Genomic DNA, 22,071 nt, shown 5'->3' with positions numbered 1-22,071 from the left:
AAACCTCTTCCCGCGCCACCACCTCCGAAGCTTCCGCCTCCTCCGCCACCAAAGCCACCCCCGCTGCTCCAGCCACCTCCCGATCGTCCGCTTCCCCAGCCACCATAGTAGCCACCGCCTCCACGGTTGCGTCCTCCCGAAGATGGACCTCCCTTATTGTTTCGGTACGAAATATACAAGATAAAGAGGATGAATAATATGATAAAGACTTGTCCTACAAGAGAACCTTTATCTCCGTTATCTTCATCAGCTTGGAACTCTCCCGATAGATATTTTATTATGGCTCCGATAGCTCCTTTGGTTGCATTATAGTAATCCCCATTCTGAAGGTAAGGGATCATGTATTGGTCGATGATACGCCCTACACGTCCATCGGTTAAGATATGTTCTACACCATACCCTGTGGCGATAAATACTCTTCCTCTTTCATTGCCTATTCGAGGCTTGATAAGTATAAGTACCCCATTGTTTTTGTCTTTTTGTCCGATTCCCCATTTTTGTCCCAATCGGGCTGCATAATCGGAGATGTCGTAACCTTTTAGATCATCCACAGTAACCACATAAATTTGAGTAGAAGTAGAATCATTATAGGCGAGGAGTATTCTCTCCAAGTCTTCTCTCTGTTCACTCGTAAATGTATTACTGAAATCGTTTACCAGTCTGGGTGAAGGGCTGGTGATGGGGTTGGGTAAATCATCGTCTTGTGCCAATAGTAATACCGGCACAAGCAATAATAGAAGCAATATCTTATATGTATATTTCAAGTCTTTATATACTGTTATTTAGAGAAATCTACTTTTGGAGGAGTTTGTGCAGTCTGATCTGCTTCGAAATAAGCTTTCTTTTCGAAGCCGAAAAGTCCTGCAAATATATTTTTAGGAAACATACGGATAGTTGTATTATAATCCTTTACTCTTTCATTAAATTTATTTCTTTCTGTAGAGATACGGTTTTCTGTACCTGTGAGTTCATCTTGAAGCTGTATGAAATTTGTATTCGCTTTCAGATCTGGATAATTTTCAGTAATCATCATCAATCGTCCCAAAGCAGAACCTAGTTGCCCTTGCGCTTCCTGATATTTCTTGATATTCTCTTCTGTCAACTGATCTGCATTTACTTGCATCTGTGTGGCCTTAGCACGAGCTTCTACGACCTCTGTCAGTGTTTGTTGTTCGTGTGTAGCATACCCTTTCACTGTTGCCACCAGGTTTGGTATAAGATCGGCACGACGTTGATATGCATTTTGTACTTGAGCCCATTGAGACGATACCCCTTCTTCTTGAGCTACCATCCCATTATAAGATGATTTACTGAAAAAGTATCCGATAAGAAGAATAAGTACTACTACGATAATTGCAATTACGCTTTTTTTCATTGTGAGTGTATTTTTAGTGTTACTAATATTTTACTTCGATTATAAAACAAATGGATTATATATTTTGTTTCTTCCTGATTGAAAGTATTGAGTCTCTCGAAAGAAGCAAAACCTTATAGTAAGAAGAGTCTCTTTTGTTTGCTATATTTCCATAAGCGATTTGTAGCTCATGTTCACCTTGTTTCATATATATAGTGTCTTTACTAAGAACATAATAAGGAATCGAAAACAAAGAATTGCGAATAATTATTGTGTCTGTCACCTTATGTCTTTTTGTACTGAAAATATCTTCTCCTAGAGCCCAAAGTTTATATGGTTCGCCTGCTTGACTATTTATTTCCATCTTCACTCTATAACTTGATAAACCAATGTTGTCTCTAAAACGGGCATTCAAGTAGAGTGTTTTGCCTATAATTAATGTGTCAATATGTGATGGACCTCTTTTAGTAGAATCATTCAAAACTATGACTTCTCCATCCTGAAGATGTAATGTATCATTGGCGTTGAATCTGACGTCGGAAACTGTCGGTTTTCCAGCCCCTTCATAGTTATCAACTTTAGCACATGAAGAAAACCATACGGCAGGAACTACAAGTACAATTATCAATGCTATACACAAATTTCTCATTCGTTCTATTATTAAGTTTTCAGATACAAATGTACATGATAAATATTAAATTATTCTATTTATAGATATCTCTCTGATCTTTTATTGGTAGAATATCAATATAATGCAGATCTTTTTACCAAATAAAAGTTAACTCTTTTATTTAAAAATAAAAGGACGAGTAGTAGTTTAATTTATAATACTACTTTTGCTCCTCAAAAGGAATAGAGTTAGATGATATCCCCTCGGAAAATAGCAATTGTGTTTGTAAGTATATTCGTCAGTATGATACTGATGAAGCCTTTACACTTTATATTTGCCGACCACAGCCACTATTGTACAGAGTCCTCATGCTCATCGCAACAGGAATTATCCGACCAACATCATGATTGTAGTATCTGCCTTTTCTCCTTTTTCAATTTTACTCTTCAGAAGTTTGGAAATATCAGGCAGCTAATTACTGTTTATGTAACAACGCTTATTATTTCAGATCGGGTTATATTCTTACCCCAACTCATCTCCGATATATCCACACGTGGACCTCCTACCTATATTACTTCATATACAAACTAATTTTTCATTTGAGTGTTCTTTAGCAGAGAACATTATTCTCGTATTTGGTAAAGCCTGATACGAAGATCAATTTTATATTTATTAACTCTATATAACTATTTATCTGTATTGTGTATACTAGATAAATAGTTCCTATTCGTATATAATTATGAGAACAATATATACATTTATTCTTTTACTTTTTACCGTTACTTCAATATCCGCAAATGTTCCTATAGATAGTAGGACATTAGCAGGAAAGGTAACTGACGGTATCGATGGCGCTCCACTTATTGGAGTTAGCATCTACCTTCCCGAACTGAAAAAAGGAGCAATCAGTGATGAAAACGGAAATTATAGTATAGCTAATCTGCCGGCTATAAAAACAACTATACAGGTCAATTATGTCGGACATCAAACAATTGTTGAAACTGTCGACCTTAAAAATACTTCTACTCTTGATTTCGTAATGAAAGAATCGAATGCGGAGATTAACGAAGTGGTTATCACAGCTCTTACGGGTAACTCGCTAATAAAACGTACACCCTCACCGATATCGTATATTTCTAAGAAAGAGCTTATGCAACAATCCTCTTCGAATATTATCGATGCTATAGCGAAGCAGCCGGGAATAGCTCAGATAACCACCGGGAATGGGATATCGAAGCCGGTTGTCAGAGGATTGGGATACAACCGTGTTGTAGTTGTCAATGACGGTATCCGTCAGGAGGGGCAACAGTGGGGAGACGAGCATGGTATAGAGATAGATGCACAAAGCGTGAACTCTGTTGAAATACTGAAAGGCCCTGCCAGTTTGATTTACGGTTCTGATGCATTGGCGGGAGTTATTAATTTCTTGCCCGAACCTATCCTCCCCGAAGGAATAATAAAGGCTAATCTGATGAGTGAATATCAGACTAATAATGGACTGTTCAACTATTCGGTAAATGCATCAGGTAATAATAGCGGGTTTGTTTGGAACTGGCGTTATAGTGATAAAATGGCTCATTCATATAAAAATAAGTACGATGGTTATGTCTATAATTCAGGATTTAGAGAACGGGCTGTGTCTGGGCTGCTTGGTATTAACCGAAGCTGGGGTTATTCGCATCTTAGCCTGGACTATTATCACCTAACCCCCGGAATAGTAGAAGGTGACCGAGACCAAGAGACTGGAAGATTTCTAAAACCAGCTATTGCAAATGGTGAAGAAACTGAAGTTGTGGCATCTGATAGTGATAGCAAATCATACGAAAAGCAGATGCCTTATCAGCAGATATATCACTACAAAGCCTTACTGAATAATAGTATTATAGTGGGAGAGGGGAATTTGAAAACAATTATTGGTTATCAACAAAACAGGAGGCAGGAGTTTGAAGAAATAGCAGAACCTGATACTTACGGTTTGTATTTCCAACTTCATACAGTTAACTATGACATTCGCTATACGCTGCCTGATATTGCGGGATATAAGTTTGTAGCAGGCATAAACGGTATGTATCAACGATCGTTAAACAAAGGATCGGAGTTTCTGATACCGGAGTATAATCTGTTTGATATCGGAGCTTTTGCACTGGTAAGTAAAAATATCGGAGCTCTTGATATTAGCGGCGGATTACGTATCGATCGCCGTTATAATAAGGCTAAAGCATTGTTCTTGAATGAACAAGAGGAGGTTGTTACCCCATCAAGCCCCGATGCTGAAGAAAAGTTTCATGCCTTTTCCCGAAACTTTACCGGTATTAGTGCCAGCTTAGGATTGACTTATCAGTTTTCGGACGAATGGAATACAAAGTTGAATGTGTCACATGGATTTCGTGCCCCAAATATGAGTGAGCTTGCATCTAATGGTGCTCACGAAGGTACAATTCGCTATGAGAAAGGAAACAGTGACCTAAAGGCCGAAAATAGCTGGCAGGCTGACTGGGGACTAGGTTACTCCTCTCCGCTTATTTCGGGTGAGTTATCTCTGTTTGCCAATAGGATAAATAACTATATCTTTTCTCATAAACTATTGGACACTAATGGGGAAGACTTGCTTACCGATGGCTATAAGACATATCAGTTTGTATCAGGTGATGCTCGTATCATGGGAGGTGAAATCAGCGTTGATATACATCCTGTGGAGCAGTTGCATTTTCAGAACTCATTTTCGTATGTAAGTTCTGTACAGCTAAACCAGCCTGATTCTACAAAGTATCTTCCGTTTACGCCAGCTCCGAAGCTTATATCTGATATCCGTTACGATCTGATACGCCACGGCAAAAAGTTATTGAACAATACTTATGTCTCTTTCGGAATAGAAAGCAACTTGAAGCAGAGCAAAGTTTATTCAGCTTTTAGAACCGAGACACCGACACCAGCCTATACACTTTTCAACGCTTCAATAGGTACCGACTTTGTCCACAAGGGGAAAACGATAGCTTCACTCTTCTTCGCTGTGAATAATCTGACAGATAAAGCCTATCAGAACCATTTGAGCAGATTGAAGTATGCCGATGAAAATCCCGTGACAGGCAGACAAGGGGTGTATAACATGGGACGAAATTTCAGCTTGAAACTTCTGATTCCTTTGTCTTTCTGAACAGATAGAGACTATAACTCCAATTTATAATGAAGGCAGCACGAATGATATTGATTATCAATGGGCTGCTTTTATTATACACTTCGTATAATTCTGATCTATACATTCTTTAATGAAAAAGGTGACAAAAGTGACAGTTATTTCACTTTTTTTATTTGTAACTTTTCTGTTACTTTTTCTTCTATTGGTTTGTATATAGATAAATAATAAAATTAATTATAGTTGATTGTTATCTAGTGATTCAACAAAAAGAGGCTACTAAAACAGTAGCCTCTCTCCGTAATAAATATTTAATTTTATTTAGTTACACATTTGTATTATTGTCTTTTACCGAACGTGTACTCAATTCTTAGAACTTACTTCTTATCGCTAGGCTTTACCTTACCTGCTTTTTGAAGTGCCGCAAATTCATCTTTCGCTTTTTTAAGTTGTGCCATAAATGCATCATTCGCATGTAAGCGTGCTACAACTGCACTCGATACTAATCTGGCCGCATCAACATCACTCTGGAAATGGTATCCACAGATAACTCTGCTTTGTCCCATTTCATATCCACGTTTCAAGATTTCATTTTGTCTGTCAACATTTATTTCAGCCAAAACAAGTGCCGTTGCCCAACCGATTGCTGTATGACCTGATGGATATGAACCATTGGTTGACAGTGCGTGTTGATGTTCGGGTAGGCAAGTTTGTTCATTGTAAAAACTGAAAGGACGAACTCGCATATAATGCACCTTAGCATGACGAGTAGCCAAGTCTCCGGCATCCTCACGCATGTTTATTATAAGCTTATATATTTCAGGAGTCTGTTCTTTCGTGATTTCAAGTCCAAATGCTTCGGAAAAAGCCAATGGTACACCATTACCACCTATCTGTGCGTCACTCACAGCCTGTTCTCCTCTAGGGGTATTTCTTTGCAGTTTTCCCCAGTCATGTTGAGCTTTATCGTATAAGAAAAGAATGCTATTGGCTTCGGGTGGAGGTGGTAAGAGCTCCAGACTATTTGCGACTTCCGATTCTTCCAAGTAATATAAATCAGGGTTTGTTCTCTTATCTCTTATCTTTTTGTCTTGCGCAAATATATTCAGCGAAATTAAAGAACAAACTAAAATGGCTAATGTAATTCTTGCTTTCATAACTTTATAATTTAAATAGTTAGAACTTATACTTTACTCCAAATTCGGCTGTAAAAGGACGGATGTATGTACCCGACATTACAGTACCTTCTTTACTCTTCACATCAGCATCGGTAACGATCAGGTCTGCATCAGGAATAGAGCCCGAAACTCCACGTTGATTCAGTAAGTTTACGAAAGTAGCGCTTACATCAAAGTTTTTAGAGATTTTGTAATTTACACCTGCAAATGTCTCCCAACGTCCATCAAAGTATAGAGTGTTCGGTTTGTTGAAATACTGTTTGCTAAAGTATCTTGCACTAGCCCAAACTCTTAAATCTTTCCAAGTATAACTAGGATCTATCTCTATCAATACCTTTGGAACTCCGGTCACTGTCTTATCTCCAAAATCGTAAGAAGAGACTGTTCCATCGGAGAATTTAAGGTCTCCGTTGAAGTTTTTATATTTTGGTTGTTGCAATGTCAATAGAAAATGTAAATTGAAGCTTTTCGCAGGAGTAAATAATACATCTGTAGTCCATCCTAATGTCTGTACATCGTATTGTGTCATCGCTCTTTCAACATCGGAGCTATTATTCGGATTTGAGAAATTCACAGTGGTACGGTAATTATTCCTGTTAATATATGTTGCCTTTGATACTAAGCTAACAAACTTGTGATTGTAAAATACTCCTATTGCCGCCTCGGGAACTTTTGAAATTTCTAACTGAGGGTCTTTGCCCGATGAATATTTGTTCAAGTGAGCTCCATCTTCATTGTAAACAGCTTCTCCTAGCAAACCAAATTTGTCTGTCAACTTGATTACAGCATTTACCATTACAGCTTTTGTCAACCAATCATGTTTAATATCTGATTTCGGTGCATCACCAATCAAACGTATATTGCCATTTTGATCTTTTCTGTCGCCACTTTTTATATAATTACCTCTTAAGTTGAAGTATTGCAGGCGAGCACCAAAGTCTAAAGTAACTACATTCGATACATCCCATTTGTCTAAGAAGAACAGTGCGGTTTTGTTCTCGCTGCCATCATAGTACTCATAGTTTGCATTTAACCTCATATCTCCATTTGGATTTGTATTGGAGATTAGTTTTAATTTCCTAGGATTAGGAGCTACTTCCTGATAATATTGAGATGATTCGGTCAGGAAATTATGAGTCTCAAAATACCACTGATCAATACCAACAGACCATTTGTGGTTGCCCGATTTTCTTCCTACTTCTACTGTACCCATTAATGTATTCATCGGAGTTCTTCTCGAAGCCAGGTTCATTACACTTTGTACATTTTCTCCGGCATAGGCACTTCCGTCATCTACATAATTCAACTTACCGGAAAGGTTGGAGACATTCTCAACTCCCGTCATTACAGCAGTATACATACCTGTTTTTGTATAACGATAACGCAGTATGTAGTCAATGTTTAGGCCATTTGAAAGTGTATTTTTACCGATAATATCTAAAGTATGTGAAGCTGTTCCATAATCTTTAACCGGATCTCTTTTTACAGCTTGCCCTGTGTAAGCATCTTTCAACGTAAGTACGCCGCTTTGTTCGATATAAGAGTCTCGACCTAACCTAAAATTATCAAGTTCTGAGACCTTTCCATTTCTATCGAAGCGGAATGGACTATACTTATTGTTAATGTTGTCGATATTCGCATACTTGTAGAATGCCGTTATAGACCCTTTTATATTTTCTCCCTTGTACTCCTGCGTCAAAGCTGCCTTATACAACTGAGCCTTGTCGTTATAATATCTTGTAATACCTTTAGGTTTGAACGTGCCCGGGTCGAAACTTCCGTATGCACCGACAGAGAATTTAAGTCCTTTCTGGTTTATAGGCCCACTAAGATTAATATCTCCACGCATCAATCCGAAATGGTTTGAATTCAACGAGCCTTTGCCCTGAAATTTATCAGTACCCAGATTGTTGAAAGTACTCAATGATACGCCCACTTCTCCCACACGAACGGCTGTTTGCCCTAAGTCAAGCATTTTTCTTTTTGCAATTGACGCATCATTACGCCATGCTCGTGGTGGTAGTTCGGGCCAATAAAAGAATACAGTTGGTATACCATTCTCTAACACTGTTGTACCTCCAGTACTAGCCGGTAATCCGATATTAACATCGCGCGGCCCGGTATTGTTTGCTGCATTAAGCATCACATTGCGATCGCCTTCTTTGACCTCGCCGGCAGCTTCTTTTTTCGATTTGTTTTTTTCTTGAGCATTCATTCCTACACCTGTAAAGGCAAGAAATAGAGCTAAGAAAAGATATTTATTTGTCTTCATTCTGTTTGTTTTAGTGTTTCGATTTTTTTACTAATTGGAGGCGGCTTTGCCCTTTTCTACATAACTCATATCACCAACCGATTCTACAGTAAATTTGCCATCTTTGTAGATCACCTTGCTTACAGATGCGTTCCCAAGGTGGGTAGGTTGGATAAATTTACCCGAGCTATCTAAGTCCGATAAAAGTATCCCAATAAACATTCCATGAACGACTACTAATACATTTCCTCCGCCTAATTTTGCTTCTTTTTCTGCAATTGCTTTAAATGCAGCCTGCCCTCTTTTTTTTACGTCGTAATAGTTCTCAGCCATTCCCAATTCATCCAAATCTTTTAGTGCCTGCATGGCATTGATGTATACTTGGTTGTCGGTTTTCATCGCTTCAAAAAATTCTTTCATGTTGCGTAGTCCGATTCTAAGGGCAGCGTCTCCCCACATTTTCTCATCTGGTTTGCCCTCGTAGCTACCAAAACAAGCTTCCCGCAATCCTTCATCTTCTTGTAAAAGAAGACTTTTCTGTCCCTTTTTCTCTAAAACGATACGGGCTGTTTGGCGAGCTCTACCCAAGTCGCTGGAATAAGCCGCTTTCAGAGGAACGTCTTTCATCCCGATACCCAAATATTCGGCAACAGCTACTCCGGGTGGGGTCAGAGGGGTATCTGCCCACCCTTGAGCCTGCACTAAGGTGTTCAGTATAGTTTTACCATGTCTTGTTACATAAAAAGTAACAGTGTTATCTTTACTTGCATCTTGTGCAAACACGTATGGTGTTATGCATAGCAAGATAGCAGCAAAGAGAATTTTCAATTTGCTCATAAAATTTTAAAGGTTAAATAGGTTAATTAATGTGTATATTAAGGTGACTAATAGTTTTTGTGTATGTATTAATTCTTTATATATTTCTGGTTGCGTACATCTTTTATTACCCCTTTCCAGTTGAGTCCAAATCCGAAATCATAAGTGTTGCCTTCTGTATCTGTATGGCATTCCATATCGAAAGGAACATCTTCTTTCTGTTTTTCTACAGTAACCATGTTAGCCGGCATTTGCACAGGAAGCAAGCCCGAAGGTTCTGCTTTACCCGAAACAATATCCATTACAGCTTTGTCTGATACACCAAAACGAATGACTATACCTTCTACTTTGGTTTCGAATTCGTTAAATACCATCGGTCTGGTAGCATTTACAACAACTACAACAGGCTTATCACCCATCTGTGTTTTTGTATCCAGTATTGTATTCAGATCTTTTGTATTAACTACAGTTGTAGATTTTCCTTTGTATGATCTGTCTGTTATAGAAGGATCTACTACTGGGTCTCCTGCGGCGATACTGTGACTTCTGGCTTCTGTAGCTGTATAAGGACCATATTGTAGAGAAATGGGAACGTATCCATTTCCTCCGGCTTTTCTATCTTCTTTATTATAGCCTCCACCATCGCTATTGCTATGCGGAGAGTTTACAAATACAAGAGCAAAATCTGCGTTTTGAGGATTGTCTGTTACATTGTAATACTGTTTTACTAAGTCAAGATTTACGGGTATTGCCTCAGTTTCTGGAGTTATATTGCCCCACCAGTCTCTAACAGAAGGATTTATTTTCTTAGGAATATATACCGTTTTCTTGCTATCCTTCACAGGTAATACTGTCGATTTATTTTTTAGTAATACGATAGACTTCAGTTGAGCTTCATAACCCGCCTTTACAAATGCTTCACAACCAACTGTTGCTTCACTTTCTTTAGGATCGAGGTACGGATTTTCGAAAAGCCCTACCCGAAATATATTCTTTAATAAACGAACTGCCGATTGCTCGAATCGTTTGCGCATAAATTCTTCTCCATGCTCTTTTACACCCATGCGATAAGCTTCTAATACAGGTTCTTTATCATTGTTTCCTCCAAACTGATCAACTCCCGCCATGATGGTTAGGTAATGTCTTTCGGGAATAGAAAGTTTTTCTGCTCCCCATGGTTTTCCTGCAAAATCTCCCGGAGATTTCCCTTCATCTCCTGTAATCAGCCAGTCGGTGCAAACTACGCCATCATATCCATACTTGTCGCGCAGAAGGTCTGTTATGATATACTTACTAAATCCATTAGCATAGTTTGTTCCGTCTTTTGCCTGATTATACGATATTGTATAGTATGGCATAACGGCTGATGCTTTATTCGTTTTGCCTTCTAACTTGAAAGCCCCTTCGAGGAATGGCTTTAGATGTGTTTCGAAATTGTTTCCCGGATAGACGGCAAACTTTCCGAATGCCCAATGCCCGTCACGACCACCTTCCTCGGGGCCTCCGCTAGGCCAGTGTTTTACCATTGCATTTACACTGTTGTAGCCCCATCCGTCTTTAATCTCTGCATCTCCTTCCGAAGTTTGGAAGCCATCAATATAAGCACGAGCCATATCTGTTGCCAATTTCGGACTTTCTCCAAATGTCATGTTGATACGAAACCAGCGAGGCTCGGTTCCTAAATCTATTTGAGGTGAAAGCGCAGTTGCTATGCCTAATGCTCTATATTCTTTAGCGGCTATCTCTCCAAATTGTTTTACGATCGAAGGATCAAAAGTCGCTGCCATGGCTAATCCATCAGGCCATATAGATATGCGGTCTCCTCCTGCGTTGAATTCAGGATTCGAAGAACCAGCCAATTGTCCCGAATGTCGAGGGTCTGAACTTGTGTTTCCCGGAATGCCTAATCCAAGACCTTCGATGTAGGCTTGCATCTGATTGTTCCAGCGAGCTGCTACTTCAGGATTTTGGATACCCATAACTAATACGTGTCGCAAATTATCTTCTTTCAAAAACTTCTTTTGTTGATCCGTCAGCTCCCAAGCATTCGCTCCGCTTTCGATGAAGGACTTTCCATTGTATGTTCCAGCAAAAAAACCACTTTCCTTAGCCGGTAACGATTGGTGTCCACTGTATAGCATCAGGCCAGCAATTTGTTCAATAGACATCAGTGAAGCGAGGTTCTCTGCTCTTTCTTGTACAGGCAAGCGCCAATCTTCATACTTATCCAACTTTCCGTTTTTGTTGAGGTCTTTAAACTTGAGATCGTCAATCGTAATGATTTTTACACCAGATGATTCAGAGTATCCAAGTGTTGGCCCACCTTTATTTTCAACAAGGATGTAATCATCGATTTTAGTTGGCTGTGTACATTGCAAACTTAATATTCCCAGTAAGAATATTGGAATATACTTCTTTTTCATAATATTGATATTTATGTTAGGTGCGTTATGAGAACGCATTTTAGTTTTGCAAATGTATTTATAGATTTTGATATAAAAAATTAATAGACGTATTTTGTACGCAATTATGTTTTATAACACAATTTGGCTTTAGTAAACATATTTTTATTCGGAATATATTCTCTAATTTTGCCATCTAATCATTTTAATAGGATATAGAGACCTAGATTATGAAGGATTTAAGGAAGTTGACATATGAAGATCATACCGCAGAGAATTCGCACCCAGGCTTTTCGGTAGATTGTGTTATAATAGCTTTTCACAAGGGGAAAATAAAAGTACTGCTGAGAGATTTTGGTATAAACAATTATAAGGCTCTATTAGGCGGTTTTGTTTTTAATGACGAAAGTGCAGATCAAGCGGCACACAGGATACTGGAACTGTATACAGGGTTGAGCAATATTTTCCTAAAGCAATTTGCATTGTTTAGTGATCCGAACAGAACTATCATGAAACAAAACCTAGACTATGTAGCTCAATATAGCTCGGTAAGGAATGATGGAAAATGGCTGTTAAGGCGATTTATAACAATGGGCTACTTTGCTTTGGTGAAGTATGATGAGGTAAATGACTTTGTATCCGAAAAAAAGCAATTACATTGGTATGATATAAATAAATTGCCTGCTATGTATTCAGACCATAAGCTTATTATAAAAAAAGCACAAGAGTCAATCAAACTCTTAATGCCAATAATACCTATAGGATATGAGCTGCTTCCCGAGAAATTTATGATGACCGAATTGAGAAAGATTCATGAAATATTTTTAAATAAAAAGCTTGACAGGCGAAACTTTCAACGAAAAATACTTCAGGAAGGATTTGTTATTCAACTGGACGAACGAAAAAAGGGGAAAGAGTATAATGCCCCTATTTTATATAGTTTTATTTCTCCCGATATTAAGGATACGATGTGATAGTATCTCTCAGATATGAATACAAATGCTTGCTGTTAGAAAAAGATCTCGAATTTTGTCCAACCATTTTCAGACTTCAAGTCAAATTTGCAATTATGATTAAGCAAGACTTCACGAACAAACATTAATCCGATTCCCTGACCTGTCTGTTTGGTAGTAAAGAAAGGTGTGAATAGTTTTTGTTTTGTTTCTTCCGGTATATCCGGACCATTGTCTTCAATGGTAATCGAAAGAGGCTGGGAGGTAGTAATGATATTTATATCTCCATTCTTGTCTATTGCTTCGTAGGCATTTTTTACAATATTGACGAGTACTTGTTCGAACTGTATACTGTCGATACATGCTAAATCTTTCCCGGTAGTCAGATTCAAATTAAGATTTATATTTCTTTTTAAGCATTCTGCTCGGGAGAGAGTTTCGACAGACCGTGCCAATTCATTTATGCTTACATCGGATACCGATGGTTCGGGGATTTTTACAACTTCGGCAAAGTTACTGATAAAATGCCCCAAATGCTTACATCTGTCGAAGGATGCATCTACAGCAGGCAATACATCGATCAATTCGCTGTTTTCATTCTGTTGTAATATATCCGATATAACATTAAGGGTAGAACTTACTGCACCCACCGAATTGTTTACCTCATGTGCCATCATGCGGATAATACCCTCGTATGATTTTTTCTCAATCTTTAGCAATTCATGCGTCAACTCTTCGATGAGGATAAAAGGATGCGCAAACCCTCTGTCTATAAACGAAGAGCGGGAACAACGATACATTGTTATACCCGAACTGCGTATCACTACATCTTCTCCTTGCTTTAGTTTGCTTAGTTGATCTCCTATATTTATTCCCGATTCATCCAGCTTTTTGTTTTTTACGTCATTGATATTGTTTATACTCAACAGTCGTAGTCCTGATGGGTTAACCTCTGTGATTTTATCGTCAAAATCTAAAATGATAACCCCCTGTGGGGATGCTTGTATAAGCAAATCAAGAAAGTGATTTTTCTCTCTCACTTGCAGCCTTTCGTCTTTCAATTGATCCATCATCTTATTGAAAATCTCAATCAGCTTGTTGGCTTCGCTATCGGAAACGGGACGCAGACGAGTCGAAAAATCCTGTTCTTTTAATAGTTCCATACCATCGCTAATAATCTGGTATGGTTTTATAAGTCGGTAGTAAAGGGTGATAAAAAATATAATAGCAAGGATAGCTATTCCTTCTATAAGTAGAAACTTGTATAAGTCTGTTCTAAAAAAAACAAACCCTACAGTTAATAAAGAACCAAAGACAAGAACTGCTAATATCCAGAATAAGATTTTTGATTTCATAGTCCCTAATCATTTGTGCTTATTCCATATTTCTCCAGCCTTCTGTATAATGCTTGTCTGCTTACGCCTAGTGCTGTTGCCACCTTCGAGAGATTACCCCCATATAGTTCCATTGCTTTTTCTATCATCTTTTTTTCCAATTCGTCTAAAGGATAGATAGAGTCGGGGAGTGTAGACGATGAATTGGGGATTGCTGTATATTGATCTTTAAAATCGCTATCGGTAAGTATGTTTTTACCTGAGACGAGAATAACTCTATCCACCAGATTTTTCAATTCTCTTATATTTCCGGGATATGGTAATCTTTTCAAGAAGCTGATTGCTTCCGATGTAAATTCAATGTTTTCTAATCCGTTTATTTCGACTTGTTTTTTTGCGAAATGTTTTACAAGTAGAGGAATGTCATCTATCCGCTCACGCAAAGCCGGTACTCTTATCGTGATAAGGTTGATCCGATAGAACAGGTCTTCTCTGAATGTGCCTTTAGAGACCATGTCGGCAAGATTGCGATTGGTTGCACTAATGACACGTACATCAACTTGTTTTTGCTTGCTGTCACCTAACGATTCAAACGTTTTATCCTGCAACACCCTTAATAATTTCACCTGACATGCCGCATCTAGTTCTCCTATTTCATCGAGGAAGATGCTTCCTTTATTTGCTAATTCGAAGCGACCAATTCTGTCATAATGAGCATCGGTAAACGCTCCTTTTTTATGGCCAAACATTTCACTTTCGAAAAGAGATTGTGAAATACCCCCTAGGTTTACCTTCACAAAAGGATTCTTTTTTCTGTTGCTGTTCTCGTGAATAGCCTCAGCTATAAGTTCTTTTCCTGTACCACTTTCGCCTGTAATAAGGATAGAGGCATTTGTTTTGGCTACCCGTGAAATTGTATTGAATACATTTTGTAAGAGGGGAGACTTGCCTATGATTTTATCATTCCGAAAAGCTTCGTCGCTACTGATATGTGAATTGTTTCCGGCTGCCTCTTTTTCACTTCCCTCTTTCAACTGTATCGCTGTCTGAATGGTGTTCAGTAACACCATATTGTTCCAAGGCTTGGTGACAAAATCAAAAGCACCGGCTTGTATTCCCCTCACTGCAAGGTTGATCGATCCCCATGCCGTAATAAGTATAACAGGTACGTCAGGGCAATAAATTTTTACTTGCTTCAGTAAAGTAAGTCCTTCTTCTCCGCTTGTTCCTTTGGTATAATTCATATCCATCAGGATCAGGTCGGGAGATGTGGCTTTCACAAAAGCTATTGCCTCTTGAGGAGATGTTACATTCGCTGTTTCATATCCGGCCCTTTTTAATACTAAAGAAAGGGATGAACGTATAGCAGCATCGTCGTCACAGATCAGTATCATAAAAATCTTCGTTCTAGTGGATAAAAATAATGATTTTGAAGTTAATCAACAATCTTATCGTAATCAGCAGATATTTCTTTATTGCCTAAAAAATCGTAAAGGGTCAGACTTCTTATCTGGTAATAATAAGACCATAGCAGATACATCTGTTCGATATAATTACGTCTGGCTTCATCTTTCGAAGATTGGGAGTCGTTCAGGTTTAATACATCAATTTTACCTAATACAAACGCTTCGATAGAGGTATTGTAACGTTGCTGTGCAATTATATCTGTTTCTTTTGCCAGTTCCAATTGCTTCGACTGACTATTAAAGTTCTGTACACGAAGATATACATTTTGATTGAAATCTATTTGCTCTTTTTCTATCTTAGAGTTTTCTACTTCACGATTAGCTTCAGCTATTTTTACTTTTCCTTTGCTTTTGCCCCAATCCAAGATCGGTATTTTGATACCAACATTAACGACTTGGTTGTTTCTCCAGTTGTTGCTGTTGAAGGCTTGAGCAAAACGATCTTCCTGTCCCGACATTCCAAATGAAACAAATAATGTCGCATTCCAACGGTCTGCTTTTGCCTGGCTTACATCGCGAGACGCTTCCAGCATTCTTTTCTGGATATTCTGCGTAAAGGGGTTGTTTTCTCGTGCCAATGTTACCACCTGCGAATAAGACAAAATCGGCATTCTACTTAGAAGCCCTTCCGGTATAGCGGGCTTAATGATAATGTCTTCTCCATACCCAAGAAAGGAACGCAACTGAAACATTCTTGAACTTAAAGAGGCTTGTGCGTCTGTGAGGTATGACTCCGCTTTTAGTAATGAGACTTTCAGTTGCAATAAATCATTTTCTGAAATTTGTCCTATTTTTCTTCTTGCTTCGGCTATCGTATAGAGCTTCTCTGTGTTTTTTAGATTTTGCTGTGCTATTTCCATATTTATTTGTCCCAATAGCAAATTGAAATAGTATTGGATTGCGGTATTAGATACATCTTCCATATCGGCGACCAATTGCTGTTTTGCTCCCTGATACTTTACCGGCTCTATTTTTTGTAACCATTTCACACGGTTGAATCCAAAAATAGGTTGTTGAAGTGTTATCGATCCGGGAATTGCCATATACCTTGTAGAACCGTTGCCTCCGTATTGCTCTAATCTTTGAAAACTGCTTTCTACGGAGAGTGTAGCCCCTGTTAATGGGATATTTTGGGATATGGATATTCCTGCGTCTATTTTACTATAGTCGTTGCTAACAAATGTGTATGTTCCGTCCGAATTCTGAAATGGATTGTATGATTTAGAATAGTAGGGCAGGGTAGTATTTAATGTTACTTCGGGCAACAGTTCGGCTTTATATGTTCTATATCCCCAATAACTTGATTTAAACTGGTTGCGGGCTACAACAGCATCTACCGAGATAGAGACACTTCGTTGAATAGCTTCAGGAAGATTTACTGTAATCGTATCCTGTGCTCGCAAACCTGTAAATAAAGCCAGCAATAGTATAGAAGAAAAAATCTTTTTCATACTCTTTGTTTTGTTTCTGTTTTATTCGTCTCGCAGAGCTTCTGCCGGTTGTATTCTGGATGCCCTCCACGATGGATAAAGTACTGCCGATATTGATATTGTGATCAGTATAAATGCAGTAAATAAATAGTTAATAACGTATTGGCTTATCTGTATTGGCTCTTCTCCTCTATCTATGGACGGTACGCCAATATCTCTTAGTATATCCGCCAAAGCGATGTTTATGCATATCGGCGTGGCTATAAGACTGGCTAATAGCAATAAGAAGAGAGTTTCGAGAATGAATAAAGCTTTTATATTCATTCGGGTTGATCCTACAGCTACTCTCAATCCAATTTCATTACGTCGGGTCTGTATACGAAACCAGAATGTGCCTACCACAGCAAGAAAGATATTTATGAAAAGGAATGATGATATAGAAAAGATACTCTTGAAGTTATTATCGTATTTGTTCCATTTCATAAACTCTTTTCTAAGATCACTGATAGATGTCACAGACGATAAAAAATAAGGATCCATCGCAATTTGTTCTTGCATATCTTTTGTAAATCGTTCAATGAAATTTTTATCGGCTTCGGCTTTTACCCGTACACAAATTTCGATTCCATCAAAATAGACTGTTTCCCTATCATTTGTGGATAATAATGTGTAAACTATCGGATTGTGTTCGTCAAACTCACTCCTCTTGGAAGATGCTGCAACTCCTATTACTTGTTTGTTTTCGTTATCTCCGGTTACGAGTGATTTTATTTGTTTGGTATCGTGCTTCAAAAATTGATTATCTTTATTCCCACTGATAACTATATTATCCGTGTTATTCCAGTTCTCTACTTGTCCTTGTTGCAAGTTGATTTTAAAAACATTGAAATAGTCAGGACTAACCGATTTGAACTGAATGTAATCAACCATCGTATCCAAAGAGGCTTTATTGCTCATAAATGAACCCGAATAGGGAACAGCAGCCGAAGAGAGACTTATGTATTCTATATCAGGATATTTCTTTATGCGATCTACGATAGTCCATACGATGTTGACTAATGAATCTTTTTGAGCATCCGTTCCATTGTTTATAAGTACATGACCTTCTTCTTTTATACCCATATTGATGTTGTAAACGTGTTCTACATTATAGCCTGTCGGCTCTAAGTAACGTTTTGTGAAAAAATAGATGTAATCTACACAAAACCAAAGGATACAAAAGACCAATACGAGCTCGAACAATATCCAAATGTTGATTTTTCGCTCACTCCATATTATTTTAAAAATTTGCTTTATCATATTGTTACATGTTTTTTTTGTTCAAAGAATCAACTATGGCTGCTTTTGACGCTCTGTATGCCGGTATTCCTGCCGAAAGAAGGTTGAGCACAAAGCATGCTAAGAATACACCTACTAATACAGGGTATGATATTAAAGCATGAATTGGTATAGCACTCTCTGCCCCTACATCGAGTAGCCAGCTTTTGAGCCACATTACAATGAAGTATGACAATATCAATCCTATAATACCTCCTATGAAAGTTGTAATTAGATTTTCGAACAAAATCTGAATCAGTATTATATATTTTTTCGCTCCGAAAGCTTTTCTTACTCCTATTTCTTCGATTCGTCTTTTTATTTGAGACATGCTAAAGCTGGATAGGTTAACTGCCGGAATGAGAAGTAAAACGGTAAAAATGAATATCATTTTTCTATTCGCTGTTTTTTCATCCGGTTTCATATCCCTGGTTTCTTGCATTAATAATTGTCTCTGATTGTAAGGCCCATGAAACGTTATATTGTTTTCGGGGTCGCCACTATCAAATTTTCGTTGAGCTTTCTGTATTTCCTCCGTTAATGCTGTTGCGTCTTTTTTATCCTTCAATAGGTATAGGATGTGATAGCTCCTGTTAGTGTACCCATTCTTCGAGGTATATGGTATATACGCTTCTCCGTATCCGTATGTAAAGGTCTGGGGCACGTCTTTTATAATACCGATCACTTTGTATAGCTTAAAGTCTATTTCTATATTTTTGCCCAAAGCTTCATTGTTCCCAAACACTTTTTTTGCAAGATTTTGGGATATCACAGCATTGCGTATGCCCGATTTGAAGTCTTCTTCTGTAAATGGTTTTCCATCCAGAAAAGTAAAGGATAGTACTTTCCAGTAACTAGCGTCTACCATTTTGATCTCCGATAAGAAACGTTCTTTCGCATTCTCCTTTTTTACCATAAACTGATTGCCATTCCATGCTTTGTCAACAGCAGTAGTATATTCGGGCGTTTTAAATTCCGAGAGGTAATTTTTATACAATTCGTAGCTGATTGTACTTTGCCATATCCTGCTTTTAGTTTGATCTTTACTCTTTTTGGTATAGCGTTTCACATAGAAGGTCTTGCTTCTGTTTACTTCAGGTGCTATATCTACATGCTTAATGGAGTCGGTCACTATGATGACCATAACCATCATTATAGCCAATGCTGTACCTGTGATAGTGATTATGCTGATAAACTTGTTTTGTTTCAGCATTCCCAAAGCCTGTTTGAAATATACTTTATACATATATTATTCTGTTTTATTCAAAATTTTTATTCGTTTCGCAATACTTCAGTCGGATTTATTTTTGTAGCCCTGTATGCCGGATACCATACACCAACAAGAATAATTAGAGCCATAATAGCATAAGTGATCGATATGCCGATTATAAAGCGTAAAAAAGTGAATGCTACCCAATCGAGATGTACAAGTTCAAATAGTCCAAAATTGAGTGCTATGATTATAACAGGTATCATGACTATTGACAATAATAGGAATCCCTCTGTAATCACTAACATTTGTATTTTTATTTTGGGAGAGCCTACAGCAATCCGCAGTCCTAATTCGTTTTGACGTTGCTGTGTACGAAGACCGAATACACCCGATACACCTAAAAAAATATTGATAAGAAGAAATCCTAAAAGAAAAGTTCTGACGAAGATCGTACTCTCTTCAGGCCCTACTGCGGCCTTTCTGATATAGGAGCTTGGGCGTACATCCATCAGATAAATATTACCAACCATAATCTTAGGTGCCATATCTTTTATAAATTTGTCGATGAAATCATCTTTTATGTCCGGTTTCACACGTATACACAGCTCCATTTGAGATAGGTTGTCAGAGTTTACATTCTTTATGATTTCCTCCTCAGACAGAAGAGTATAGAATGAGGGGTTAGCTTTAAAGTATTCAGTCCATCTTACAGGTACATACTCCCCTGTGATCTGTTTTTCTTCGCCATTCTCTCCTACAATGATATTCTTGCCAATAGCTTCCTCTCCCTTTAATAACTCAGTTGCAGCATTTGCAGATATTATCACAGAATGCCTATTCAACGCTTGTTTTAAATCTTTTTGAGTGATAGATTGTGTTTTAAAAACATCAAAAAAAGAAGGGGTAACTTTATATTCCTGAGCTGATACACCCATTTTATTATAAGACAGTTTTTTATAATATGCCTGACTATAAGGTGTAGCCGCATAAGGCTGTGACGCTATAGACAGCGATACTGATTCTATCGGTGGATACTGACGTGTCAGCTCCATTATACTTAATAGATCTTCTCCGCTAGTTGTTGTTTTTTCTTCGGGAGAGATATAATTTTCACTGTCTTCAAGGCGTTCATTCAAATCGATGCGATAAGTGTTTTCTATATTATAACCGAAGGGTATATTTCTAACTGATCTCAGCACCTCCATATAGTCAACTATATACCAAAGACATATCGAAACAAAGAGTAATTCGGCTAGTATCCAGTAATTACTTTTGCGCTGATTAATTATTATCTTGAAAATTTGTTTCAACATAGTTTTAGTCTTCCCTTAAAGATTTAACAATAGATGCAGATGACACTCTCCATGCGGGTATTCCTGCACTTAAAAGGTTTATAATTACACAGAAGATAAACGTCAAAAGAAACGTACCCGGAGTTATAAAAACAGAAGGGTTAAAATGAGGCTCAATATCCAAACCAAAGTAATTATTATAATTAAAACCATAGTCGCTTATAAAATGAACTGTAATGAATGATAGTAATAAACCTAAACCACCGCCAATAAGAGAATATACCATTTGTTCGCTCAATACTTGCCAGATGAGGGTTTTTCTCGTAGCCCCGTATGCTTTTCTGACTCCCAATTCGGCTATCCTTTTTCTCATGCGAAACAATGTGAGACCAGATAAATTAATGGCAGGTACAATTAGAAGAATCAAGACTAATCCGATATCAGATAAATATGACCTTTGCATATCCGGATATCCCGGTCCAAATCGGTGATCCTCTACATACCGGGTGTCCGGTTGTCCGTAAAACTCTACACTATAGTTGGCTAATGTGGTATTATAGCGGCTCACCTGTTGATTTGTTTCTGCACGTATGGCATCAAAATCTTTCGAAGAATACGCTATAATCTGACATTTGTACATACCTGTTATTCCTTCCATATCTGCACTTTGTATTTTGTGTATAGATGTGAGGGGTATCCATGCATGAGCATAAGTGGCTACCGTTATCGGCGATAGGTCTTCTACTATGCCAGAGACTGTGTATGTAATAAAGTTCAGTTGCATTTGTTTTCCTACCACATTTTTTATGCTTCCGAAAATTGTGCGTGCCAATTTTTCACTGATAACGATTTTCTTTATACCCGAATCGAAATCTTCTTTATTATATCCCTTTCCAGCAATGAATTTAAAGTCAAATGCTTTCCAGAAAACATCATCTGTATACAATACATAACATCTCTTCTGGTTGCTTCCTCCCGGTAAAGTAGCCAGATGAGAATGAATAAATGATGATATGGTAATAGCTTCGGGTGTTTTTAATGACTGAAAGCACTCCTTGATTGTTTTTAAAGACATAAAACCGTTAACGACAAAATTTCCTGTGTTTTTTTCTTTCACCCCAACCCATTTTACATATAAAGATCGCGAGCGGTTGGTCTCCGGTTCAATATCCATTGTTTTAGCTCGTATGGCAACAAGTAACGATATAATTATGCCGATAGAAAGAGCAACACCCATGATGGATATAAAAGCCGAATAAGGATTATCCTTAATTGTTCTTATGGCTTGTTTGAAGTAGCTTATTTTCATTTTTTTCCTTCTA

General features: G+C 37.9%; 17 protein-coding genes. 3 read left to right on the top strand and 14 right to left on the bottom strand.

Translation table 11 applies throughout. The annotated features are described in order from the left end of the window. From B3P17_RS10480 to B3P17_RS10470, 3 genes are all read right to left on the bottom strand, one after another. Nucleotides 1-764, bottom strand: a 764-nt coding sequence (locus B3P17_RS10480; RefSeq protein ID WP_291105398.1) for a TPM domain-containing protein, incomplete at its 3' end; no start/stop codon positions are given. A gap of 14 nt (nt 765-778) precedes the next feature. Beyond that, nucleotides 779-1,375, bottom strand: a complete 597-nt coding sequence (locus tag B3P17_RS10475) for a LemA family protein (RefSeq protein WP_006842886.1) — start codon at nt 1,373-1,375, stop codon at nt 779-781. Nucleotides 1,376-1,430: 55 nt separating this feature from the next. After that, nucleotides 1,431-2,003 carry a hypothetical protein gene (locus B3P17_RS10470; protein ID WP_252638156.1) on the bottom strand — a complete coding sequence of 191 codons (573 nt, stop codon included), beginning with the start codon at nt 2,001-2,003 and terminating at the stop codon, nt 1,431-1,433. A 213-nt stretch (nt 2,004-2,216) separates the two neighbouring features. On the opposite strand from B3P17_RS10470, the gene B3P17_RS10465 reads away from it, so the two are divergent. Beyond that, nucleotides 2,217-2,555 (top strand): hypothetical protein, encoded by a 339-nt coding sequence (locus tag B3P17_RS10465; protein ID WP_291105395.1) that lies wholly within the window; start codon nt 2,217-2,219, stop codon nt 2,553-2,555. Between the two features lie 148 nt (nt 2,556-2,703). Then, nucleotides 2,704-5,118, top strand: a complete 2,415-nt coding sequence (locus B3P17_RS10460) for a TonB-dependent receptor (protein ID WP_252638153.1) — start codon at nt 2,704-2,706, stop codon at nt 5,116-5,118. Nucleotides 5,119-5,474: 356 nt separating this feature from the next. On the opposite strand, the gene B3P17_RS10455 is transcribed toward B3P17_RS10460, so the two are convergent. From B3P17_RS10455 to B3P17_RS10440, 4 genes are all read right to left on the bottom strand, one after another. Further along, nucleotides 5,475-6,254 carry an acid phosphatase gene (locus B3P17_RS10455; RefSeq protein WP_252638152.1) on the bottom strand — a complete coding sequence of 260 codons (780 nt, stop codon included), beginning with the start codon at nt 6,252-6,254 and terminating at the stop codon, nt 5,475-5,477. Between the two features lie 19 nt (nt 6,255-6,273). Beyond that, on the bottom strand, nt 6,274-8,547 hold the full coding sequence (locus B3P17_RS10450; protein ID WP_291105392.1) for a hypothetical protein: 2,274 nt from the start codon (nt 8,545-8,547) through the stop codon (nt 6,274-6,276). Nucleotides 8,548-8,577: 30 nt separating this feature from the next. After that, on the bottom strand, nt 8,578-9,363 hold the full coding sequence (locus B3P17_RS10445; RefSeq protein WP_252638148.1) for a histidine phosphatase family protein: 786 nt from the start codon (nt 9,361-9,363) through the stop codon (nt 8,578-8,580). 68 nt (nt 9,364-9,431) lie between these two features. Next, the gene (locus B3P17_RS10440) at nt 9,432-11,765 is read right to left on the bottom strand and encodes a glycoside hydrolase family 3 protein (RefSeq protein ID WP_252638147.1); all 2,334 of its coding nucleotides are present in this window, start codon (nt 11,763-11,765) and stop codon (nt 9,432-9,434) included. Between the two features lie 209 nt (nt 11,766-11,974). Here B3P17_RS10440 and B3P17_RS10435 point away from each other — a divergent pair, with 209 nt between their 5' ends. Then, nucleotides 11,975-12,718, top strand: coding sequence for an NUDIX hydrolase (locus tag B3P17_RS10435; RefSeq protein WP_252638146.1), 744 nt, complete (start codon nt 11,975-11,977; stop codon nt 12,716-12,718). A gap of 35 nt (nt 12,719-12,753) precedes the next feature. Here B3P17_RS10435 and B3P17_RS10430 read toward each other — a convergent pair whose 3' ends face one another. From B3P17_RS10430 to B3P17_RS10400, 7 genes are read right to left on the bottom strand one after another with little or no spacing between them, the layout of a single operon-like run. After that, nucleotides 12,754-14,052: a sensor histidine kinase gene (locus B3P17_RS10430; RefSeq protein ID WP_252638145.1), complete on the bottom strand. Its 1,299-nt coding sequence runs from the start codon at nt 14,050-14,052 to the stop codon at nt 12,754-12,756. A 5-nt stretch (nt 14,053-14,057) separates the two neighbouring features. Next, nucleotides 14,058-15,425: a sigma-54-dependent transcriptional regulator gene (locus tag B3P17_RS10425; RefSeq protein ID WP_252638144.1), complete on the bottom strand. Its 1,368-nt coding sequence runs from the start codon at nt 15,423-15,425 to the stop codon at nt 14,058-14,060. Between the two features lie 41 nt (nt 15,426-15,466). Next, complete coding sequence (locus tag B3P17_RS10420; protein ID WP_252638143.1) at nt 15,467-16,948, bottom strand: TolC family protein; 1,482 nt, start codon at nt 16,946-16,948, stop codon at nt 15,467-15,469. Nucleotides 16,949-16,969: 21 nt separating this feature from the next. Then, on the bottom strand, nt 16,970-18,226 hold the full coding sequence (locus B3P17_RS10415; protein WP_252638142.1) for an ABC transporter permease: 1,257 nt from the start codon (nt 18,224-18,226) through the stop codon (nt 16,970-16,972). A 4-nt stretch (nt 18,227-18,230) separates the two neighbouring features. After that, on the bottom strand, nt 18,231-19,490 hold the full coding sequence (locus B3P17_RS10410) for an ABC transporter permease (protein ID WP_252638141.1): 1,260 nt from the start codon (nt 19,488-19,490) through the stop codon (nt 18,231-18,233). A 26-nt stretch (nt 19,491-19,516) separates the two neighbouring features. Continuing rightward, nucleotides 19,517-20,770: an ABC transporter permease gene (locus B3P17_RS10405; protein WP_252638140.1), complete on the bottom strand. Its 1,254-nt coding sequence runs from the start codon at nt 20,768-20,770 to the stop codon at nt 19,517-19,519. 4 nt (nt 20,771-20,774) lie between these two features. Next, nucleotides 20,775-22,058: an ABC transporter permease gene (locus tag B3P17_RS10400; RefSeq protein WP_252638139.1), complete on the bottom strand. Its 1,284-nt coding sequence runs from the start codon at nt 22,056-22,058 to the stop codon at nt 20,775-20,777. Nucleotides 22,059-22,071 lie beyond the last annotated feature (13 nt).

It is taken from the genome of Dysgonomonas sp. UBA7630, from assembly GCF_002483985.1.
Lineage (GTDB): Bacteria > Bacteroidota > Bacteroidia > Bacteroidales > Dysgonomonadaceae > Dysgonomonas.
Note: the sequence above shows the minus strand (reverse complement) of the source record. Positions and strands in the feature narration are given on the sequence as shown.